Raw genomic sequence first — 18,245 nt, forward strand, 5'->3', positions numbered from 1 at the left:
ACAAAAATTACGCCAAAAAAAAACATCCTAAATATTTAGGATGTTTTTAACAATTTATGTTCGAAGTAAATTATTTGATCAAACTTACACCATCAACTGTAGCCCAAGCTCCAGCAGTTAATGAAGCTCCAGTCGCTGTAGAACTTGGCGTGAAAGTTCCAGTTGGGAAAGCAACTGTAAAAGTTGAAGCACCAGCGATTGGGATGATGTTTGTTGTGTTAGAAATTTTGATGTTTAAAATTTTAATTTTTGATGTTTTTACTTGGTGATCATTTGTAGCTGCATCTAAGATACTTACTACAGCACCTTGGTAAGTAGTTGTGCTATTTGGAACTGTGAAGTTTCCGTAACCATCAACAACGATGTTGCTGTATTCTCCGTTACCTTCTCTTTTGAATTGGAAAGCATCAACTTGGTTGTCTGCACCTTCAGGAACGTTAGTAGATTCTCTCTTTAAAGTAATGTTAGAAACTTTTGGTCCGAAAGCATTGTCATTTGCAGACGCTTCGATTTCCATTCCGTAGTTACCTTTTCCAGTTTGGTAAGCATACCAGTTAGTATTAGCTTGACCTTGCCATCCATCTTGCCAGTCAAAAGAGTCATCAGTATTTCCGTAAGAAATAGCATTTGTCATACTTGCAGTTCCTCCGAAGAATTCGAATCCGTCATCAGCACCTTTGTAAGCTACTAAGTGATCTAAAGTTGTTCCAGAACCTACAGAGTAGAATGTGAAAGCGTTGTTTTCTTTGTTACCGTCTGCTAATTTAGAACCAGCGTACTCAACTCTTACATAGTTTAATGAACCACCATTGTGAGTTGCATTTGATCCTCCGTAAGAGATGTTGTTCCCGTCTTCAGAAGTAGAAGAAGTTCCTCCTCCAGCAACTTTTGCAGGTGCATCACCGTACATGATGATACCTCCCCAAGAACCTGGAACTTTAGATTTTTCTGTAAACACAACTGGTTTATCAGCAGTTCCGTTGATGATTAATTTTCCTCCGTTTAAAACAACTAAAGCGTTGTCTCCGGTAGCTTTGTCTATAGTGATTGTAGATCCTGCGTCAAAAGTTACAGTTACTCCTGAATTGATTTTTACAATTCCTTTTAATGTGTAGTTTCCGTAAGCATAAGTTTTGTTTGCAGTGATAGGACCTGTAATTTCGCCTGTAGCAGGTGGTGTAACAGGAGTTGAATCGTCACTGCTTGAGCAAGAATTAAAAAATAAACCTGTAGCAAGTGCTAAAGCAAGAATTTTAGTTTTCATAGTTTTTGTGTTGTATTATTCGTTTTTATTTTTGTCAAAATTATGAGGTTAATCTTTTTAAGGTGTTATCTCAATATTACATTACGGTTACCAAAAATTGATTAAAATGTGAAGAGAATGTTAAGTGAATCTTTGCAAATTGTAGCCATAAAAAAAGCTCCAGATATCTGGAGCTTTCAAGTTTGTTATGTTCTTAATATTAGAATGTATAGCCAACTTTAACTGAGAATCCTACTCCTTTTTTGTAGCTGTTTGCTAATAAAGATGGTTCGTCAACTTTTACTGTTCCGTTGTTTCCAAATTCTAATTGTCTTGCAGGGTTTAGTAAATTATCTGCTGTAAACTTCACATCAAAATGGTCTGAAATTTTGCTTCCCCAAACAAAGTCTAATTGAGATACCGGTAATTCATAAGTGTTATCCTGACCGTTTGTACCTACTGCGTAAATCCTTTTTCCGAATACGCCGTAAACAAGAGACATAGTGTTTGTCCAATCTTTGCCTAAAGTAAATTCATATTTTAAATCAGAATTCACTAACCAGTCTGATGCACCTTGCAATGATCTTGTTTGGTGTGTTTCAATAGAGTTTTTAACCGTTACAACTCCGTCTTCATCTTGAGATTCGTATGTTTTTGCAACATTTACTTTTGTTGACATTAATGAAGCATTCAATCCGAAAGAGAAATGCTCTAATTTATCACTAATTCTATTTAGTCCTAAAAGGAATTCAACTTCTGCTCCATATAAAGTTGCATTGTCTGAATTCAAGAAAGTAGTTACAGTTCCAGAAGTTGCATTTGCAATAAATGTTCTTTCGATTGGATTGTCAATATATTTTCCAAAAACACCAAAAGCTAACATTTCTTTAGATGTTGGGAATATTTCATATTTCAAATCAACATTATAATTGTCGCTATTTTTCAATAAAGAATTACCTTGTGTAGAAGTATTGTCAGCATTGATGTATGAGATCGGGAAAGCTTCCATTACAACTGGTTTTGTATATGTTTTACTTGCAGCGAAACGAATGTTAGATGTTTCTGTCATTAAATATTTCAAGTTTACAGAAGGTAAAACATAAAGATTGTTGTATGTTTTTACTTTGAACGGATCATCAAAAGAACCTAAAGTTCTGAAGTGGGTTTCTTTGATCGTGTTTTCAACTCTCAAACCTCCGTTAAGCTCAAACTTGTCAGCAAATTTCCAGAATAAATTTGCATAACCTGCATTAGCACTTTCGTTAAGTTTAACTTTGTAAGTTGCGTTTGAACTTTCAGCAAAATATACAGAACCGTTACTGATGTCAGTTCTGATTTTACTATCGATATTGTTTATATCATTTGATGAAAAAGCACTACCATAACTTGCAACAAATCGGTAAGAAGATTCCATTTTAGAAAAGTTTCCATTATAACCAACAGTCAATTTGTTTTGTTTTTCTTTTCCAAATTTTAAGTTGTACTCTAGCAATCCTGAAACATACACATTACCGTCAACACTTAAATATTGACGTAAGAAATTGTTTGCTCCATAAGAAGTATTGATTTGATTTTCAGATTCCTGAGTACCAGTGTAGAATTTTCTGTCTGGTTGACCATATTTTGTATTTGCATAAGATACACCACCTTTTAAAGTTTGGTTTTTATCTTCTGTCAAATTGTATTCTCCTAATAATTGAGCATTTAAATAATCTGTTTTATCCAATTGATTCGTACGGATAAAGTTGTTGTTGATACCGTTATTGCTTAAAACTCCGTATTGATCTAAGATTGAGTTTAATGTTGTTTTTAAGTATAAAGTGTTGAAAGATAATTTGTATCGTTCAGCTGAATAATTTACACCTACTAAAGCAGAAGTACTGGTTTTGAAACGGTATTCAGTATTGATGAAATCGTTGTTGTATTTGTCACCAAGTGTTTGCAATGTTCTGTTAACACCTTCTCTAACTGCAAAGCTATTATCAAAATTAAGCGATAATAAATATGAAACGTTACGGTTGTTGCTTAAGTCAAATTTCTCTGCGTGCAAAAAGTTGAAGCTTGAGTTAAGAGGGCTTTTGCTTTTGCTTACGTTAAAACCTTTATCTCCGCTTACAGAATTTAATGCTTGATCTTGTGTGAAAGTTGTTCTTCCGGCAGTTTCGCCTAAAAAACTTGGTAACTCTCTGTCTTTTCCATTAAATCCGAAGAATCCTGCAGCAGAATCTGCATCTCCAGAAAGCAAGAAATCTTTAAAGCTGTTTCCAGTTGTATATCCTGCTCCAAGATTTATTTTAGTAATATTTTTTGTTGGTTTTGAAGTTTGAATATTAAAAGTTCCTCCAGCAAAATCTCCATAAATATTTGGGTTGAAAGTTTTGTAAACATCAATTACACCTACAATATTTGTTGGAAACAAATCAAGCGGAACAATTTTTGAGTATGGGCTGTTTGAAGGAGCAGCAAGATCATTGATTAATAAGTTGTTGTAACGATCTTCAAGACCACGAACAAATATTCCTCTTGAACCTACTTTTGTAATTCCGGTTACTTTTGTCAAACCTTCTTCAACATCGCTTACACCTTTTCTAGACATTTCCTGTGCACCAATACTTTGTTTGATTACAACAGCATTTTTTTGGTCTAATAAAAGAGCAGTTTCTTTTTCTTTGTTTGCTGTCGATTTTACAACAACATCTTTAAGAGTATAACTTCCTGATGAAAGTACTTGGTTAACAGTAACTGTTTCTCCAGCTTTTACAGTAACAGGTTTTTCTACAGATTCATATCCTACGAAACTAAAAATAATAGTATAAGTTCCAGGATTTACAGTTAACGAATATTTTCCGTCAATGTCAGTGTTGGCAGTAATGTTTGTTCCTTTTAATAAAACATTTGCAAAAGGAAGTACTTCATTATTAGTTTCTTTGTCGGTTAATACACCAGAAATCGTACCTTTGTTTTGCGCGATCGAAATCGAACAGATAAATAATGTGATTAATAGAAATTTTAAATTGAATTTCATTTCAGTGTTGTGTTTAATTTATTTTGGTGCAAAGAAAGACACGCATTGTAAAGTTCATGTTAGCCACTTGTTATGTTTTTGTGTTGCTAAGATTATCAAATTGTTACCAAATTAAATTACCGTTAACCGCAATTTTTAACGGTTATTTTGTTACTATCTTTACGCTGTGAAATAAAAAACATCAAATAATAACAAATGAAATTTGATGTCAAAATCTCAATTTTTGCTATTTATGAAAAAAACACAAACCAAGATTTTATTAGTTGACGATGAACCAGATATCTTAGAAATCGTTGGCTATAACCTTGCTCAGGAAGGCTATCAAATTGTAACAGCTTCAAACGGAAAAGAAGCGATAGCAAAAGCTCAGAAAGAATTGCCAGAATTAATCATCATGGATGTAATGATGGCCGAAATGGACGGGATGGAAGCTTGTGAACACATCAGAAAAATTCCAGAATTAAATAATGTTATCATAACATTCTTAACCGCAAGAAGTGAGGATTATTCGCAAGTAGCTGGTTTTGATGCAGGTGCTGATGACTATATCACGAAGCCAATAAAACCAAAATTATTGGTCAGTAAAGTAAAGGCTTTGTTAAGAAGGTTAAAAGAACAAGAAATCGTTACAGACACTATAAATGTAGGTGGAATCGAGATTAACCGCGAAGAATACAAGATCATAAAAGGCAATGTTGAAATTGCTTTGCCAAGAAAAGAATTCGAATTGTTCTATTTATTGGCTTCTAAACCAGGGAAAGTTTTCAAAAGAGATGAAATCCTTGATAAAGTTTGGGGAAATGAAGTGGTTGTAGGAGGAAGAACAATCGACGTTCACATTAGAAAGCTTCGCGAGAAAATTGGCGAAGACCTTTTTAAAACTATAAAAGGTGTTGGTTATAAATTCGAAGTTTAATCTTTTTAGTAGCTAAGATTCTAAGATACTAAGTTGCTAAGGTTTTTAGTAACAATGTGTTGAAGTTAATTTTAAGCTCACTCAAATTATTTAAAACATTCACTATATTTAAACCATATAAGAAATTGAAGTTTACTTGAGCTTCAGTTTTTTATATGGTTTTTGAGTTAAACTTAATTTTACTTAATCCCTTAATGGGAGCTATTTTTAATGAAAATCAATTTTAAAAAAACATACAAATTCGCAATAAAATCGGCATTGTATATCAGTCTTTTCTCAACGGGATTTGTACTGATGTTGATGTCTTTATTCTATAAAAATCAACTGAAACATCAAATTGCTTTCGGAATCGTTTTTATAATTTCAATTTATATTTTCTCTTTTTTAGTGCTTCAATATCGCGTTGAACGTTTCATTTACAGAAGAGTAAAGAAAATTTACGATGAGGTTTCATTGCTAGAATCAACACCGCTTATCAATCAGCCTATAACAACTGATATGGAAACGCTTTCGCGAGAAGTGAAAAAATTTGCGACTGATAAAAAGCTTGAAATCGAAATGCTTGAAATTCGAGAGCAATATCGAAGAGAGTTTTTAGGAAACGTTTCGCACGAACTTAAAACGCCGCTATTTACAGTTCAGGGTTATGTTTCGACTTTGCTTGATGGCGCGATGGATGATAAAAACATTCGTAAAAAATATTTAAAACGCGCCGAAAAAGGTGTAGAGCGTCTTATATATATAGTAGAAGATTTGGATATGATTACCAAATTAGAATCGGGAGATCTGGATTTGAATATGACTGATTTTGATATTGTTGAATTGATTCAGAATGTCTTTGATTTATTGGAAATGAAAGCCGATAAAAAGAAAATTAAATTGGCTTTTGAAAGTAAAAATGTTCAATCCGTAATTATTCGCGGAGATCAAGACAGAATTCAGCAAGTTCTGGAAAACCTGATTGTCAACTCAATTAAATACGGAAAAGAAGGCGGTTTAACCGAAGTTGGTGTCGTAAATCTTACCAAGAAAAAAGTATTAATCCGAATCAGTGATAACGGAGAAGGTGTTGAAAAACAGAATATTTCAAGACTTTTTGAACGTTTTTACCGAGTGGACAAAAGCGGAACGCGTTCTGAAGGAGGTTCTGGTTTAGGATTAGCAATTGTAAAACATATTATTGAGGCTCATAAAGAAAAAGTTTATGTAGAAAGTGAATTCGGAATTGGTTCAGAATTCTCTTTTACACTCGAAAAAGCTAACAAAACGATAAAAGCTGAGGTTAAATAATTGTAAGTTGGCTTTTCTTAGAAGCCGTAAAACAAGGTTTTTAACATTAAAGAAACATTGGGTTTCAGTGCCTAACATTAAATTTTTATTATAGTAACATCTGGTTAATGATTTGTTAACATAGGTGCGTCATCTTTGCATCCTGAAACTAAGGGTAAAAGAAAAATGATAAAAAAAATAGTTCTTGTGATGACAATATTGCTTACAATAGCAGTAAATGCGCAAGATGTAAATCAGCAGAATGTAAATAAACAAGAAGTAAAAAATGAAGTACTTCGTATTTTAGATTCTATCAATAAAGCTAAACTTCCAGAAACAAAATCTGGAGGAGGTATTGAAGAGCATTGGTACGATAAAATCTCTTTAAGAGGTTATGCCCAAATTCGATACAATGGTTTGTTTTCTACAAATGATAAAGTTGCTTGCGACCAATGTGACAGATCTTGGGGAACAACTTCAACCGCTCCAGACGCAAAAGCAAACAACGGACTTTTTATTCGTCGTGCCCGTTTGGTATTTTCTGGTCAGGTGCATCCTAATGTTTTCTTCTATTTTCAACCCGATTTTGCCAGTTCACCAGTTACCGGAATCCAAAATTTCGTTCAAATTCGCGATTTGTATTTTGACCTTTCTTTTGATAAGAAAAGAGAATATCGTGTTCGTGTCGGACAAAGTAAAATTCCGTATGGATTTATAAATATGCAGTCTAGTTCGCAACGTTTAACCTTAGATCGTGCAGATGCAATAAACAGTTCAATAGCAAATGAACGTGATTTGGGACTGATTTTTTATTGGGCTCCAGCCGAAATCAGAGAGCGTTTTGCCATGTTAGTAAAAGATGGTTATAAAGGTTCAGGCGATTTTGGAGTTTTTGCTTTTGGAGTTTATAACGGACAAATTGCCAATAAAATAGATGCAAACAGAGATTTGAATGTAGTAGCCAGAGTTTCTTATCCTTTTGTAATTGGAAGCCAGATCATTGAGCCTGGAATTCAGGCGTATGATGGAAAATGGGCTTTTACAGACGAAATTTCTACTGGAGTTATTGTTAATGATCCTAAATATGTGAAAGATGAAAGAGTAGGTGCAACCTTTGTTTTGTATCCAAAACCTTTCGGAATCCAAACGGAATATAATATCGGTAAAGGACCTCGCTATAATCCAGCAACAAATACTGTTGACGAAAAGAGTTTGAATGGAGGTTATGTTTTACTGAATTACAAATGGGATTACAAGAAACAACATATTTATCCTTACGCCCAATTTCAATATTATGACGGAGGCAAAAAATATGAAAAAGATGCCAGAAGTTATGTGGTGAGAGATTACCAATTTGGTATAGAATGGCAGCCAATCAAAGCATTCGAATTAACTGCCGAATATGTTATCGCCGATAGAACTTTTGAAGACAGCGCCCGCCCAATAAATAGACAAGAAGGAAATTTATTGCGTTTGCAGGCACAGTTTAACTTCTAAAAAGAATAAAATCCGTATTTATCCGCGTCTTCACGAAGTGAATCCGTTTCATCTGTGTTCTGATTATAGACGCAGATGAAATGGATTTTTTTATTGTTGAGAATTATTTTCTTCAAAAACTGAAAATAATTTATCCCAGTCAATATCATTTTTAAATTGGGACAATCCTTTAAACGACTTTACTTTTGAAAGATCTTCAATGGTAAAGTCGTCTTGCATTGCATACGGTACCAAATTTTCTTCCTGAAGTTTAATCGCCAGATACTCCTGTTCATATTGCCCCGGTGTTGGAATAAAAAAAGCTTTTTTGCCCAATTTTGCCAAGTCCATAACAGTTGTATATCCAGAACGGCAAAGAACAAATTCACTCTCATTGAAAGTCTGTTCCAGCTGTTTTGAATTCATAAAATTATAATAGGTAACATTTCCTGCCTGCCATTTGCTTTGTACTTTCTCTACGATACCTTGAACAAAGACCACTTTTCCTTTGAAATTAGAAACTTCCTTTTGCAATTTTTCGTCCAGATAAGTACGCTGAGGTTCAGGACCCGATAAAATAATCATTAAATCATAAACTATTGGTGTTTCCTTTTTTTTCATTCTGCTTAAAGGTCCAATATATTTTAAATTAAGATGATCATTTTTAAGATGTCCTAATTCTCCAGTAAGATTTGTTCCTTCATTTGTATCTGGAACCCAGCATTCAGTATATTTTTTAATAATATGCTGATGGCACTTGCTTGTAAACCAAGTTGTGTTTCCTGTCATCACATTCAATTGATGTGTCATAAAAACAGACGGAACTCTTTTACTGAAAACGCCCAATCGATTATCAGAAATAATACCGTCAATTCCATGTTTTTTGATCCAGGAATTCACGACTTTTTTCTCATCCAAAATGGCTGTAATCATTTTTGGAAGATTCTTAATCAGTTTCCATTTAAAATTTTTGCCATTTTTAGCATATTCAATATGATAAGAAGGCAATTCTAAAGTTTGTATATACGGAAATTCTTTTCGCAATAAAGCAAGTGCAACTCCATCAGAAGCAATAATCGGAATGAAATTATTCTCTTGAAGCGCTTTGATAATTGGGATACATCTAGTGGCATGGCCTAATCCCCAGTTTAATGGAGCAACTAAAATTGTTTTGTTCGCAGAATAGTCAATGCTCATATGTTTATACGCTTTTTAAAAAACGAAGATAAAGAAATATGTTTTTGATGATATTTCGGACATATTACTAAATTATTAACTGAATATTTTTTTTGAGGTTCTAAGGTGCTGAGGTTCTAAGGGACTAAGGTTTTTGCTTGATAAACAAAAAAGCCGAACTTGCGTTCGGCTTTTTAAATGTCGTATTTCAATAACTTAGAACCTTAGCCCCTTAGCGCCTTAGTCCCTAATCCTGAATATAAGTTTTATTTCCATTTTTATTAATGTAGTATTTACCGCCTTTTGGTCCGGTATATACTTTTTTTCCGTTGTATTCTCCTGTAACTTTATCTGGTGTTTTTGGAGCTTTTTCGTTTGTTTCTTTTAAAGTCTTAGAAGCTGATTTTTTAGCTTTATCGGCTTCCGTTTTTGCACTTTTGCTTGCAGCATCAGCTTTTGTTGCTGATTTTTTTGCTTTGTCAGCTTCGGTTTTTGCTTTTGCAGCTTCTTTATCTGCAGTTTTTTTAGCAGCGCTAGCTGATTCTTTTTTAACTTTTGTTGCAGCTGCGGTTGCATCATCTGCTGCTTTTTTAGATTTGTCTGCTGCTTTTTTAGCATCGCTAGCCGATTCTTTTTTAGCTTTTGTTGAAGCTGCGGTCGCATCGTCTGCCGCTTTTTTAGATTTGTCAGCTTCTTTTTTTGCGTCAGCTTTTGCTTTTTTTGCAGCCGCTTCAGTTTGGCTCTTTGTTGCTTTTACAGCGGCGTCCTGACCATAGAAATTAGATGAGAAAACAACTATAAAACAAAGTAATAATAATTTTTTCATAAGGTTACATGTTTAAATTTCTATTAAAATTAATCAATTTATTGTCACCTTTTTCGCATCGCATTAAAAATATGCACGAAGGTTTACGTTTCCTGTGTGTATGGTTGCTCCAGTTTCGCTTTTTCGGCCCTGATAGTTTAAATTTATATCTAAAAAGGATGTTATGTTTTTCTGCAAGAGGAGTTTCCAGACTAAATTTTGTCCTGCCTGAAGTCCTTCAAGCATTTGATAACCGACCGATGAAAATTCATTTCCGCTAAATTTGTTGTCATAAAAAGAAAATTCTCCATTTAGTGTTATTTTCTTTTCTCCGGCAAATGAAAATGAAGTTCCAAGTCTTTTTTGAACCAAAGTTTCTAAATTTCCAATCTGGTTTTCTTTATTCTGAAATTCATAAAAGAAATCCAGACTTGTGTTTTTTGAAAATAAATAACTGATTTTTGGTGCAATCTGATAGCCTTTTAAATCATAGTTTTTCTCTACAAAATCTTCTGAAACTAAATCGGTTTTTATGGTTTTGGTGAAAAAATTAAAGAGCCAGGTTTTTTTATACAAATGGGTGTATTGCAATTGATGCGAATTGTTCGTGACATTTTGCGACCCTACAGAAAGCAGATTTTTTCCTTTATTGACTAAATAAGAATAGGTAACCGAATTTTTTTGTTTGCCTCGATTAAAGTACAAACTGTTTCTCAAACTTGAATTCAACCCCAAAATATTTTCTTGAGAAGAATCAAACGGATTTAGTTCTAAACGCTGGCCTTCGCTTTTTACTTTTCGATCCATAATAAAGGAAGTTTGATTATAGAAATACGAAGCAAATTTTTTCAGACCTTTTTCATTTTGCCATTGCGTCGGGTTCAGGGTCAACGACTGTGAAAATTTGTTTTGATTGGTTTTTATATAAACTTGATTCGGTAAAAAGATTCTGACAAATCGTGCCTGATCTGGGAATTGGGCGATTTCAAATTCTTCTAATTCCTGAATTCCATTACCATTATAATCGTTCCAGGTATAAACACCTTGCCCAGTTGGAACTTCAATATAAGTGAATTCCTGTTGAGCAATAGTTCCTGAACTAGTTTCATAAGCGGTTCCAGCTTGGATTAATTGATTAAAGAAACGGTCATTGTATAAAATTCTCGAATTCAAAGAAGGTTCATTTCCCCGATTTGGATCTGTAAAATCTAAATTTCTATAACTCGCATAAACCGCCAAATTTGTTTTTTTATTCTGAATTAATTTCGATTTTAAATAATAAGTCTGCGAATTGTTGACATGTTGCAATAATCCATTTTGTAAACTGTCATTTTTACGTTGCAGAAAACCCAATTCCACAAAAACTTTAGTACTGTCGCCACGCCCGACAAAACCGCCAAATTCTGAAAATCTTTGGCTTAAAGCCGAAAATTGATTAGTTGTTTTGTCTTTTTCCTGATTGTCTTCAAGTTGCATACTGGCGCCAATCCAGTTTTTACCAAAATGATATTTCGTTCGCGTTTGATTTCGAATAAATTTTGAAGTTGATGTTGTCGCATCTGAATTCAGGAAACTTCCCTGATTTTCAAAAGTCCATTTTTTTATTTTAAAAAACGCGGTTGTAGTGTGGCGCGTTCCTGTATAACTTTCGCTAAAATCTAATTTCTCAAATTGATACGTCAATAATCCAACATTCGAAGTTTTCTTCTTCGCAAATAAATCAAAATTAAAACCAGTGGATAACAAACTCTGATTTCCAAAAAGCGTAGTGTTTAAGTTCCAGTCGCGGTTAAATTCAATATTGTATAAACGCTCAACCGACTTGAAATTTTCTGCAACATATTGATAATTTGCAAATGCATCAAGTGTCCAGCTTTTGGTAAAAAGACGTTTTTTGAGATTGGTTTTAAAAGCAATTCCTTCGTTGTTTCCATCGTCAATACCCGAGAATAAATTTTTGTCATTATTGCTAACGGCAAGTTCAAAATCGGCAAGTGTTTTTTCATTTGGATTGTACTTTCCTAAAAAAGTAGCAACCTGAAGTTTTATTGGCGGAACTAATTGCACAATTGGTTCATAATTTCCCTGAAGAATTCCGTTTACCGGCGGCACATATTCGTAAATTCTTTCAACCGAATTATTATTCTGAATAATATAATTTCCGGCATTATTTCCCACAAGACTGAATTTTACATTATATAAAACGTCAGCAGAATTATTTGAATATTCATAAACTTCAACCGAATTAACCAGCTTTTTTTTGTACAAAATTTTATTATCGGCATATTTATCTTCATAAGCCGAAGGCGCTTTCATTAAATCGGGATTGTCGCCCGCATTTTTCAAAACCTGAACCTGATCTGCAGAAAGATTTTGCTGCAACGGCTGATTTTTCAAATCGCTTTCAGAATAAATATAACCGCCAAAACTCCAATTTTTGTTTTCATGCGTACCTCCGGCATAGGTTACCAGTCGGTTGTAATTTCGTTCCGAATATTGGTATTCAATATTGATACGCATTTCAGAAGTGATTGTGAAAAGTGAAGTAAAAACAATTTCGCCCGCATTATAATCAATTACATAATCGTTGTTTTCGCCACGTTTTAGCAAAACACCATTAACATAAACACGCTCAGAACCTGAAATGACCAAAACATACAATTCGCCGTTTTGACCTTTCAATTTATACGGACCTTGATTTCCTTCCTGTCCTGTAAAAGTGCTTTTTGCGTATTGTCCTTTCACAAACGCAACCGATGCAAAAATGTTGGTTTTGCTTTTTTCAGTGTCAAAATCGAAACTTGCAGAAAGTCCCTGAACCTTTTTATTGAAATTAAGAAATTGCGTTTTATGATTTTCCAGAAAAACATCGCCGGCGCGAATGTTCCAATCGTCGCTGAAAAGTTCCATGAAAATATTGTCAAACTGATCCAGCTTTTGCGAATAACCGCCATCCTGTAACGGAATATTATTGTCCTGAAGAGAAGCCCGCAGACTGACTTTGTCGGAGATTTTTCCGGTAATCTGCAAATCTAGATTAGAATTTAAAACCGTATTTTGATTATTCCCAACTGTAACGCCACGTGTGATGCTTCCAGAAGTACTTAAACCATCAAATGGAACAACTTTTTTGGTGTTTTTGTTGTCAATTTTATACAGTTTTTCAGAACCAGCTTCATTACTGACTACTTGATCTGATTTGTAAAGACTATATTCTTTGGTAATGAAATCTGGATATTTTAAATAATTGACAATTAAAGTATCTGAAATCGAAGTGAATTTTTCATTTAAAAGAAGTGTTCCTTTTTGAAAATCAATTTTATAAAAAGAAGAATCAATAACTTCATTCTTAGTAATCAGAAGCTGAAAGTAACTTGGATTTATGCTGAATTTTTCCAGATGAATGGTGTCGCGGGAAGCAATTACTTTTTTTGTTTTATACGATGATTCTGTTTCCTGTGCATGAAGCCCAGAAAACCAGATGAAAACCGTTAAAAACAGTAATTTTTTCAGCATAAATACTTTAACTCTAAAAATTCAAAAGTAGTATTTATAATCAAGAAATTGTGAGGCTTTTATTTATTGGACAATTGATTGGTTTTAAGCTCGTTTTCTCATTTTAAACCGCATTTTTAATTATAATTTGAAGTATAATTCTCATCATAAATCAATCTTTTTTTTAGCTTTGCTCAAGATATAACGAACTTAAATTATGGATACCAGCAAAGAACTCTTATTTTTTTTTAGCGCTTTGGGATCTTTCAACGGAATTATTTTGGGAGTTTATTTTTTCTTTTTTACAAAGAAAAAATACCTCACAAATTATTTCCTTGGTGCACTTTTGTTTGCATTAAGCATCCGAATTGGGAAATCTGTTTTTGTTTATTTTCATCCCGAACTGCCAAAAATGTATTTGCAGTTAGGGCTTACTGCTTGTTTTTTTATTGGTCCGTGTTTGTATTATTTTCTAAGATCGGCGGTTGAAGAAATTAATATAATGCCAAAATCCTGGAAAATGATGCTCCTGTTTTGGGGAATCCTGATTGTTGGCGCCGGAATACTATATCCGTATCAAACTCATACAACGCTTTGGAGTTTTTATTTTATTAGAATCATTTACTTTCAATGGTTTGTATATATTATTCTTTCAGGATTTACAATTCGAGGTGTTTTAAAGAAAATTTTCAACACAAAAGAAAAAAACAGTCCGTCTGAAATGTGGTTTGGAACTCTTTTTCTGGGAAATTTTTTATTATTTCTTTTTTACTTTTTAGCGATTATGGGTGCTCCGGCAGCAACTTATATAAGTGGCGCTGTTGTTTTTTCTTTTATTTTGTATCTAATCATTTCTATTCTTTTATACCGAAAAAAAACCGACGATTTGTTTCTGCTGAATAGTCAGAAGATTTCTGGAAAAAAAATAGATGCAGGCGAAGCCGTTTTTATTTCTGAAAAATTAGAAAATATAATGAATGAAAAAGGCTTGTATAAAAATCCAAATTTGAATTTACAGGAGTTGTCGCGGGAAATTAATATCTCAAGTCATCAATTATCACAGTTTTTAAATAATAATCTGGGAAAGAATTTTACCAGTTTTGTAAATGAATTTAGAATAAATGAGGCTTGTAAAATCATTACTTCAAATGATAAACTGACTTTGGAATCTGTTGGTTATGATGTTGGTTTTAATTCGAAATCAACCTTTTTTGCAGCTTTTAAAAAACATACCGGAACAACGCCTCTAAATTATCAGCTTCAGGCTTTGCAAATGTAAAAGATGAGTTTAGGTAAAGAAATATTATTCTTTTTTGGAGCTTTGGGCGCCTTCAACGGATTTATTCTGAGTTTATATTTTCTGTTTTTTACCCAAAAAAAATATCTTTCTAATCTTTTTCTTGGAGCACTTTTATTTGTTTTAAGCGTCAGAATTGCAGTTACGGTTTTTGTTTATTTTAATATTGATTTATCTAAAACCTATCTTCAAATTGGACTTTCAGCTTGTTTGTTAATCGGGCCGTTTTTATATTACATTCTAAAATCAGGAATCAGAAATCGTGTTTCTAAACAATGGAAATGGCATTTAGGAATTTGGATCGGTACGATTTTAATAATTGGTTTTGTGTTTCCGTATCAAAATTATCCCGTTTTATGGAATGATTATTTTGTTGCTTTAATTTTCTTTCAGTGGTTTTCCTATATTTTTCTTTCAGGTTTTGAAAGCCGAATATTGCTTCAAAAAACAATTATGAATTATAATAATTCGAATCCTTCCGAAAGATGGTTTGGAATAATTTTTCTGGGAAATGCTTCAATATTTACCTCGTATTTTTTAGGATTTTCAAGAATGCCTTTTGTTTCCTGTATTACCGGAGCGCTTGCCTTTACTTTTATTTTATATCTAATAATTCTGGTGCTTTTATACAGAAAAAGAACAGATGATTTATTTCTTCTCAGCATTCAAAAAGATAAAAAACTGAACAATGAAGAAGCGCTAATTTTAACGCAAAAGCTGGAAAAAATCATGAATGAAAAAGCCTTATATAAAAATCCGAATTTGAGTTTAAAAGATTTATCCAAAGAAATAAATGTATCAAGCCATCAATTGTCTCAGTTTTTAAATAATAACCTTGGCAAGAACTTTACAAGTTTCGTGAATGAATTCAGAATCAATAATGCTTGTGAAATTATTGCCTCAAACGATAAACTGACATTAGAATCTGTCGGTTACGATGTTGGCTTTAATTCGAAGTCGACATTTTTTGCGGCCTTTAAAAAACATACCGGAACGACACCTCTAAATTATCAGCTTCAGGCTCTACAACCGTAAAATAGAGTGTCGATTTATAAATCCGTACTCCTGATTTAACTTTCGATTACCTCATTTCGTGATTTAGAACTGACTTTTGTTGCTGCAAAAGTCAAATCTTAATCCCTAAATTTTATGAGGTTTCTAATTCTGGTTTCTATTTATGTTTGTTTTTTTCTTTTTAATTCTGTGGCTTCAAAGGCGCAGTCAATCCAAAAAATTTCAGGCAAAGTTGTCAATCGAAATAACGAGTTGATGATGGGAAATGCGTCTGTTCTTTCTGTTCGCGATTCTGTAATCATAAAACAACAGGATTTCTTAGACGGCGTTTTTCAATTATCAGATATCAATCAAAATGAAATTATTCTGAAATTGACTTCAGCAGAATTTGCAGATCAATTTTTGAGGATAAAATTTTCAAATTCATCAAATATTGATTTAGGCTCCATTATAGTTTCAGAAAATAATAATCAGTTAAATGAGGTTGTAGTAAAAAGCCAGCCTTCATTATTCAAATATGGAGCCAACGGAAATATCGATGTCAATGTAAACGGAACTGTTCTCGCAACGAGCAGTTCGGTAAACGAATTGTTGGGAAGAGTACCAAATGTTGTGGTTGCTGACGGAGAAATCAGCGTTGTCGGAAAAGGAGAGGCTATTATTTATCTCAACGGAGTTTTGATTAATTACGAAAGGTTTGCTGCAATTCCGGTTTCACAAATTCAGAAGATCGAAGTCATTTCCAATCCTTCAGCGAGATACGATGCCGAAGGAAAAGCTGTCATCAATATTATTACAAAACAAAATATTGAAAGCGGTATAATGGGTACTGTCAATCAGCACGTAACAGTTTCTAAATTTGGCGGAACACTTTATAGCACGCTTTTTGATTTTAATTATTCTAAAGGAAAGTTTTCTTTTATAACCAATTACGGTTTGCAATTAGGAAGAAATCGCGAGTTGCTGTACACCACCAGAACTCGCCCAAATCTTGATGATTTTATGAAATCTGAATTGACAACCGATTGGAAAAGAAGATTTAATAATTATTCTAATTTCGGATTCGGACTTCAATATAGTTTTTCTCCAAATAATTATATTTCATTGGCTTATAGCGGAAACGTGAATGATTTAGGCGGAATTACAGAAAGCAGGAATTCCATAACCAACAATTCAGGAAATAGTTTTTATGCCACAGATGTTGACCGAAACGATGTTTTGTTAAACCAGTTTATTAATTTGAATTATAACTGGACAACCGATAAAGGTTCTACACTGTTTATAGGGTCGCAGTTTTCAAATTACAATCAAACTATAAGAGATTTTATTGAAGAAAGCAGTTTGGCAGAACAAACAGATTCTGAAAGATATTTGAAGAATAATGTTGGAAGTCGAATCAATATAATCGCAGTTCAAGCCGATTATTCGAAGAAAATTGATGAAAAAACAAAACTTGAAGTAGGAGCCAAGTTGAGTCATGCCACAATAAACTCAGGAACAGATTTCTTAATTGCAGATGATAATGTAAATTTTGAGCTGGACGATGCGCTTTCTAGTGATTTTGAATACAATGAAAAAATTACTGCTGCTTACTTTAATTATATTGAAACATTAAACGAAAAAATCAATTTTTCTCTTGGAGTAAGAGCCGAAAGAACAAGTTATGATTTATTCACAAATGCCAACGGAATTCAGAAATTTGAGAAATCGTACAGTAATTTTTTTCCAAATGCACTTTTAAATTTTGATATTTCAGAAGATTGGAAAGGACATTTTTCTTATGTTTCCAGAATTACAAGACCGAGATATCAGGCTTTAAATCCGTATGTGATTTATCAGGATCCGTTTACGACGATTGAAGGAAATCCGAATCTTCTCCCAGAAAAAACACACGCTTTTGAAATAGGCGCGATGTACAAAAAGTTCGATTTTAAAGTTGGCTACACTTATAAAATTGATCCGATTTCTGCGGCGGCTTTGCGTGGAGATACACCAAATAGCTATATTTTAAGAGCGCTGAATCTTGAAAAAGGGCATACTTTTTTTACCTCGCTTTCCAGATCTTTCAATGTCAAATGGTGGAATTCTGTTAACACAGCAAGTATTACCTGGCAGAAATCTGTAGACAATTATTATGCATTTGCTTTTAGTCCTGTAAAGCCTCAGATTTATTTATATACTAATAATACATTTACGATTCCTAAACTTTTTAAATTGCAGCTTTTGGCCTGGTATTTAAATGATAGAAGTTATGGATTAGGAAGCGAAAACAGTCGTTCGACTGTAACTTTAGGAATAGAAAGAAACTTTTTTAAAGATGCATTAAAAGTCAATTTTACCGCAAACGACATCTTTCATAAGTTTATGGTTTCTGGCGATTACAATGTCGGACAGACTCAGATTTATTATCACCGAACGTATAGTATGGATTATTTTAAATTAATTGCAACATACAATTTCGGAGATTCTAAAAAGGCGACTTATAAAAAATCAGAAGTTGAGCAGACGGAGAATAATAGAGCGAGGTAA

General features: G+C 33.3%; 11 protein-coding genes. 6 read left to right on the top strand and 5 right to left on the bottom strand.

Features of this window, described 5'->3' with window-relative positions; translation table 11 throughout:
• Positions 1-70: 70 nt before the first annotated feature.
• Positions 71-1,264: a hypothetical protein gene (locus ACNFIH_RS14670; protein WP_426483714.1), complete on the bottom strand. Its 1,194-nt coding sequence runs from the start codon at positions 1,262-1,264 to the stop codon at positions 71-73.
• Positions 1,265-1,463: 199 nt separating this feature from the next.
• Complete coding sequence (locus tag ACNFIH_RS14675; protein ID WP_426483715.1) at positions 1,464-4,268, bottom strand: TonB-dependent receptor domain-containing protein; 2,805 nt, start codon at positions 4,266-4,268, stop codon at positions 1,464-1,466.
• Positions 4,269-4,500: 232 nt separating this feature from the next.
• Here ACNFIH_RS14675 and ACNFIH_RS14680 point away from each other — a divergent pair, with 232 nt between their 5' ends.
• From ACNFIH_RS14680 to ACNFIH_RS14690, 3 genes are all read left to right on the top strand, one after another.
• A complete protein-coding gene (locus ACNFIH_RS14680) occupies positions 4,501-5,184 on the top strand; it encodes a response regulator transcription factor (protein WP_026728392.1) in 684 nt (227 codons plus the stop codon).
• 210 nt (positions 5,185-5,394) lie between these two features.
• Positions 5,395-6,474 carry a sensor histidine kinase gene (locus tag ACNFIH_RS14685; RefSeq protein WP_426483716.1) on the top strand — a complete coding sequence of 360 codons (1,080 nt, stop codon included), beginning with the start codon at positions 5,395-5,397 and terminating at the stop codon, positions 6,472-6,474.
• 165 nt (positions 6,475-6,639) lie between these two features.
• Complete coding sequence (locus ACNFIH_RS14690) at positions 6,640-7,950, top strand: porin (RefSeq protein WP_035653336.1); 1,311 nt, start codon at positions 6,640-6,642, stop codon at positions 7,948-7,950.
• A 90-nt stretch (positions 7,951-8,040) separates the two neighbouring features.
• Here ACNFIH_RS14690 and ACNFIH_RS14695 read toward each other — a convergent pair whose 3' ends face one another.
• The 3 genes from ACNFIH_RS14695 to ACNFIH_RS14705 all read right to left on the bottom strand — a co-directional run bounded on the left by ACNFIH_RS14695 (position 8,041) and on the right by ACNFIH_RS14705 (position 13,426).
• Positions 8,041-9,126: a glycosyltransferase gene (locus tag ACNFIH_RS14695; RefSeq protein ID WP_426483717.1), complete on the bottom strand. Its 1,086-nt coding sequence runs from the start codon at positions 9,124-9,126 to the stop codon at positions 8,041-8,043.
• A gap of 226 nt (positions 9,127-9,352) precedes the next feature.
• Positions 9,353-9,931: a hypothetical protein gene (locus ACNFIH_RS14700; RefSeq protein ID WP_426483718.1), complete on the bottom strand. Its 579-nt coding sequence runs from the start codon at positions 9,929-9,931 to the stop codon at positions 9,353-9,355.
• Between the two features lie 63 nt (positions 9,932-9,994).
• Positions 9,995-13,426 carry a hypothetical protein gene (locus ACNFIH_RS14705; protein WP_426483719.1) on the bottom strand — a complete coding sequence of 1,144 codons (3,432 nt, stop codon included), beginning with the start codon at positions 13,424-13,426 and terminating at the stop codon, positions 9,995-9,997.
• A gap of 196 nt (positions 13,427-13,622) precedes the next feature.
• Here ACNFIH_RS14705 and ACNFIH_RS14710 point away from each other — a divergent pair, with 196 nt between their 5' ends.
• The 3 genes from ACNFIH_RS14710 to ACNFIH_RS14720 all read left to right on the top strand — a co-directional run bounded on the left by ACNFIH_RS14710 (position 13,623) and on the right by ACNFIH_RS14720 (position 18,245).
• Positions 13,623-14,684, top strand: coding sequence for a helix-turn-helix domain-containing protein (locus ACNFIH_RS14710; RefSeq protein WP_426483720.1), 1,062 nt, complete (start codon positions 13,623-13,625; stop codon positions 14,682-14,684).
• 3 nt (positions 14,685-14,687) lie between these two features.
• Complete coding sequence (locus ACNFIH_RS14715; protein WP_426483721.1) at positions 14,688-15,737, top strand: helix-turn-helix domain-containing protein; 1,050 nt, start codon at positions 14,688-14,690, stop codon at positions 15,735-15,737.
• Between the two features lie 114 nt (positions 15,738-15,851).
• Positions 15,852-18,245: a TonB-dependent receptor domain-containing protein gene (locus tag ACNFIH_RS14720; RefSeq protein WP_426483722.1), complete on the top strand. Its 2,394-nt coding sequence runs from the start codon at positions 15,852-15,854 to the stop codon at positions 18,243-18,245.

Source organism: Flavobacterium sp. 2 (genome assembly GCF_049949195.1).
GTDB lineage: Bacteria > Bacteroidota > Bacteroidia > Flavobacteriales > Flavobacteriaceae > Flavobacterium.

Excerpts from the sequence above, each read along its gene's own strand:
- ACNFIH_RS14670 (WP_426483714.1), bottom strand. The coding sequence starts at position 1,264 with ATGAAAACTAAAATTCTTGCTTTAGCACTTGCTACAGGTTTATTTTTT.
- ACNFIH_RS14675 (WP_426483715.1), bottom strand. The coding sequence starts at position 4,268 with ATGAAATTCAATTTAAAATTTCTATTAATCACATTATTTATCTGTTCG.
- ACNFIH_RS14680 (WP_026728392.1), top strand. The coding sequence starts at position 4,501 with ATGAAAAAAACACAAACCAAGATTTTATTAGTTGACGATGAACCAGAT.
- ACNFIH_RS14685 (WP_426483716.1), top strand. The coding sequence starts at position 5,395 with ATGAAAATCAATTTTAAAAAAACATACAAATTCGCAATAAAATCGGCA.
- ACNFIH_RS14690 (WP_035653336.1), top strand. The coding sequence starts at position 6,640 with ATGATAAAAAAAATAGTTCTTGTGATGACAATATTGCTTACAATAGCA.
- ACNFIH_RS14695 (WP_426483717.1), bottom strand. The coding sequence starts at position 9,126 with ATGAGCATTGACTATTCTGCGAACAAAACAATTTTAGTTGCTCCATTA.
- ACNFIH_RS14700 (WP_426483718.1), bottom strand. The coding sequence starts at position 9,931 with ATGAAAAAATTATTATTACTTTGTTTTATAGTTGTTTTCTCATCTAAT.
- ACNFIH_RS14705 (WP_426483719.1), bottom strand. The coding sequence starts at position 13,426 with ATGCTGAAAAAATTACTGTTTTTAACGGTTTTCATCTGGTTTTCTGGG.
- ACNFIH_RS14710 (WP_426483720.1), top strand. The coding sequence starts at position 13,623 with ATGGATACCAGCAAAGAACTCTTATTTTTTTTTAGCGCTTTGGGATCT.
- ACNFIH_RS14715 (WP_426483721.1), top strand. The coding sequence starts at position 14,688 with ATGAGTTTAGGTAAAGAAATATTATTCTTTTTTGGAGCTTTGGGCGCC.
- ACNFIH_RS14720 (WP_426483722.1), top strand. The coding sequence starts at position 15,852 with ATGAGGTTTCTAATTCTGGTTTCTATTTATGTTTGTTTTTTTCTTTTT.